Below are 4,183 nucleotides of genomic sequence, written 5' to 3' on the forward strand. Positions count from 1 at the left end.
CTGGCCCGTCGCGGCGGCCCTGCTCCCCTTCTCCCGACGGGCGCGGCGCGCGGTGCTGTTCGCCGCCGTCGCGGAGGGGCTGGGGGACTGGTGGGTCCACCGGGACCGCGACCCCGCGGTGCGGACCGATCCGCTGACCCATGTGGTCGCCCACCGGCTCGACGACCTGGCCTACGGCGCCGGCCTCTGGTGGGGTGCCCTGCGGGATCGCGACCCGGCGGCGCTGCTGCCCACCGGACCGGGCGGACCCACCAAGGGGATTGGTCCGGACAGGTGAACGATCTGGCGGGTTGTCGCCGTGTGTGCGGATTCGATCGCGTGATGACTCCGCGCCTGCGGACCGCGGTGCCATCGGGCAGGTGAGCGGTCCGAAGCCGTCTTGCACCCGTTGATGATCGGGAGTGTGATGTGGTCGCCGCCACAGCCCTGGCGGGCCCGAGAGCGCCGGGTGAACCGGCGGCACGCGACCACCACCGCGGTTGGGAGAGAAACTCATGGCAGAGGTCCGGGTGACCGTCGACGGCGTGAACTACGCCGACGAGGTCGAGCCCCGAATGTTGTTGGTCCACTACCTCAGAGAGCGCCTGGGCAAGACCGGAACCGTGGTCGGCTGCGACACCAGCAACTGCGGAGCCTGCACCGTGCACCTGAACGGGCAGAGCGTGAAGTCCTGCTCCGTGCTGGCCGTCCAGGCGGACGGCGCCGAGGTCCTCACGATCGAGGGCCTGGCCCGCGACGGCGAGCTGCACCCCGTGCAGAAGGCCTTCAACGAGTGTCACGGCCTGCAGTGCGGCTACTGCACGCCGGGAATGATCATGGCGGCCGTCGACCTGCTCGGGGACAACCCCGACCCCGACGAGCACGAGGTGCGCGAGGGCATCGAGGGCAACCTCTGCCGCTGCACCGGCTACCAGAACATCGTCCGCTCGGTGCAGCGCGCCGCGCAGATGATGAAGCCGGGCGCGGGCGTGCCGACCGAGCAGCCCGCACCCGTGGCGGGGGACTGACATGACCGCCACCACCGACCGCAGCGCCCTCGAGTTCGGCCAGTCGCGGACCCGCAAGGAGGACGCGCGGCTGATCACCGGCCGGACCCGCTACACCGACTCGATCACCCCGCCCGGAACCATCTACATGCACGTGGTCCGGTCCCCGATCGCGCACGCGAAGATCGTCGCCATCGACTCGGAGGCGGCGCGCTCCGCACCCGGGGTGTACGGGGTCTACACGGCCGCGGACCTCGGGGCCGAGGAGATCGGGCTGCCCCACGCCTGGCCGCTGACCCCGGACGAGAAGGCCCCGCAGCGCCCGTTGCTGGCGATCGACACCGTGCACTTCGCCGGTGAGGGCGTCGTGATCGTGCTCGCCCGCTCGGCGGCGGCCGCGCGGGACGCCGCGGACCTCGTCGAGATCGACTACGACCCCCTCGACCCGGTCCTCGACATGGAGGCCGCCGTCCAGGACGGCGCGACCCTCGTCCACCCGTCGCTCGGCTCGAACATCAGCGACGTCTGGGTGTTCGACGCGGCGGCCGCAGGCACCGGCGGCAGCGTCGACGAGGCGATCGCCGCCGCCGAGGCCGACCCGGACTCGGTCGTGGTCCGCAGGCGGTTCCGCCAACAGCGGCTCATCCCCGCCTTCATGGAGCCACGCTCGGTGGTGGTGGACCCCACCGGCGAGCAGATCATCCTCTACTCGGCGACCCAGGTCCCGCACGTGCTGCGCACGATGACCACGGTGACCCTGGGGATTCCGGAGAGCAAGCTGCGGGTCATCGCCCCGGACGTCGGCGGCGGCTTCGGCGGCAAGCTCTCGATCATCCCCGAGGAGATGCTCTGCCTGCTGGCCGCGCAGAAGACGGGCAAGCCCGTCAAGTGGACCGAGACCCGTTCGGAGTCGCTGCTCGCGGCGCACCACGGCCGCGACCAGCTGCAGGACATCACGATCACCGCCAAGAAGGACGGCACGGTCACCGGCCTGGACGTGCGGTTGCTGGCGGACATGGGGGCCTATCTCGAACTGGTCGGGCCCGGTGTCCCCGTGCTCGGCGCGTTCATGTTCAACGCCATCTACAAGATCCCCGCCTACAAGTTCACCTGCACGACGGTGCTCACCACCAAGACGCTCACCGGCGCCTACCGGGGGGCGGGGCGTCCGGAGGCCACCTTCGCGATCGAGCGGATCATGGACGAGCTCGCGGTCGAGCTCGGCCGGGACCCGCTGGACCTGCGCAAGCAGAACTGGATCCCGCACGAGGAGTTCCCGTTCACCACCGTCGTGGGTCTGACCTACGACTCGGGGAACTACGAGCAGGCCACGGACCGGGCCGTCGAGCTCTTCGACTACGCCGGGCTCCGCCGCGAGCAGGACGAGCGGCGCGCCCGCGGGGACCGGGTGCAGCTGGGGATCGGCATCTCGACCTTCACCGAGATGTGTGGGCTCGCGCCCTCCCGGGTGCTGGGCTCGCTGAACTACGGGGCAGGCGGCTGGGAGGCCGCCAGCGTCCGGATGCTCGCCACCGGCAAGGTCGAGGTGGTGACCGGGGCCTCCGGTCACGGCCAGGGCCACGAGACCGCGTTCAGCCAGATCGTGGCCGACCAGCTCGGGGTGCCCTTCGAGGACGTCGAGATCCTGCACGGCGACACCCAGGTCTCGCCGAAGGGCCTCGACACCTACGGATCGCGCTCCCTCGTGGTGGGCGGGATCGCGATCGTCAAGGCCTCGGAGAAGGTGATCGAGAAGGCGCGGAAGATCGCGGCGCACCTGCTCGAGGCGTCCGAGGACGACGTCGAGTTCGCGAACGGCACCTTCACCGTCCGCGGCACCGGCCAGGGCAAGGCGATCCAGGAGATCGCGTACGCGGCCTTCACCGGGCACGACTACCCGGAGGGCATGGAGCCGTCGCTGGACTCCGACGCCGTCTACGACCCGGAGAACTTCTCCTACCCGCACGGCACCCACCTCGCCGCGATGGAGGTCGACACCGAGACCGGTCGGGTCGAGCTGCGGCAGTACGTCTGCGTCGACGACATCGGCAACGTCGTGAACCCGCTGATCGCGGAGGGCCAGGTGCACGGCGGGCTCGCGCAGGGCATCGCCCAGGCGCTGTTCGAGGAGGCCAACTACGACGACCAGGGCACCCTGGTCAACGGCACCTTCGTGGACTACACGCTGCCGTCGGCGGCGGACCTGCCGAGCTTCACGACGGAGATCGTGAGCACCCCGGCGACGTCGAACCCGTTGGGTGTCAAGGGCGTCGGCGAGGCGGGCACCATCGCCTCGACCCCGGCCATCGTCAACGGCGTGATCGACGCCATCCGGCACCTCGGCGTGACCGAGGTCGAGATGCCGACGACCTCACAGCGCGTCTGGCGGGCCATCCAGGAGGCCCAGGGTCGCTCGACCCAGGAGACCCCCGTCGACACCCACTCGCCGGGGGCGGGCCTCGGCTCGATCGACCCGAACAACCCTCAGGGGGAAGTGTGATCCCGGCGAAGTTCGACTACGTCAAGCCCGCCTCGGTGGCCGAGGCCGTCCAGGCCCTGGTCGACGGGGGAGAGGACGCGAAGATCATGGCGGGCGGGCAGAGCCTGCTCCCGGTGCTGCGGCTGCGGATGGCGGCGCCGAACCTGGTGGTCGACCTCGGCGGGATCCCGGAGCTGCGTCGGATCAGCGAGGACGGGGACCGCATCGTCATCGGCTCGATGGTCCCGCACCACGACGTCATGCGGGACGACCTGGTCACCCAGCACGTGTCGTTGCTGGCCAGGGCCACCGAGACGGTCGCGGACCCCCAGGTACGCCACCGCGGGACGCTCGGCGGGGCGCTCGCCCACGCCGACCCGGCCGGTGACCTGGCGGCCGTGGCGCTCGCGCTCGACGCCGAGTTCGTGATCGCCGGTGCCTCCGGGTCCCGGACGGTCTCGGCGACCGAGTTCTTCGTGGACTACTTCACCACGGCGATCGGCGAGGGCGAGATCCTCACCGAGGTCCGGTTCCCGAAGTACACGGGCTGGAGGACCCACTACGAGAAGTTCAACCGCGTCGCGCAGGCCTGGTCGATGGTGGCCGTCGCGGTGGCGTTGCGGGTGGACGGCGGCACGATCGCCGAGGCCCGGGTGGGGCTGACCAACATGGGCACCACGCCGATCCGGGCCTCCGGGGTCGAGGCGGCACTCGTCGG

At 71.0% G+C, this 4,183-nt stretch carries 3 protein-coding genes and 1 pseudogene; all 4 read left to right on the forward strand.

Annotated elements, in window-relative coordinates; translation table 11 throughout:
* Window positions 1-277, forward strand: a pseudogene (locus H5J29_RS23100) (mycofactocin biosynthesis glycosyltransferase MftF); the annotation flags it as partial.
* Window positions 278-494: 217 nt separating this feature from the next.
* The gene (locus H5J29_RS23105) at window positions 495-1,007 is read left to right on the forward strand and encodes a (2Fe-2S)-binding protein (RefSeq protein ID WP_181783137.1); all 513 of its coding nucleotides are present in this window, start codon (window positions 495-497) and stop codon (window positions 1,005-1,007) included.
* Between the two features lies 1 nt (window position 1,008).
* The gene (locus tag H5J29_RS23110) at window positions 1,009-3,486 is read left to right on the forward strand and encodes a xanthine dehydrogenase family protein molybdopterin-binding subunit (RefSeq protein ID WP_181783138.1); all 2,478 of its coding nucleotides are present in this window, start codon (window positions 1,009-1,011) and stop codon (window positions 3,484-3,486) included.
* The coding region (locus tag H5J29_RS23115) for an FAD binding domain-containing protein (protein ID WP_181783139.1) at window positions 3,483-4,183 on the forward strand (701 nt) is incomplete at its 3' end. The genes H5J29_RS23110 and H5J29_RS23115, both read left to right, overlap by 4 nt.

This window comes from Pseudonocardia pini (assembly GCF_013870575.1).
Lineage (GTDB): Bacteria > Actinomycetota > Actinomycetes > Mycobacteriales > Pseudonocardiaceae > Pseudonocardia > Pseudonocardia pini.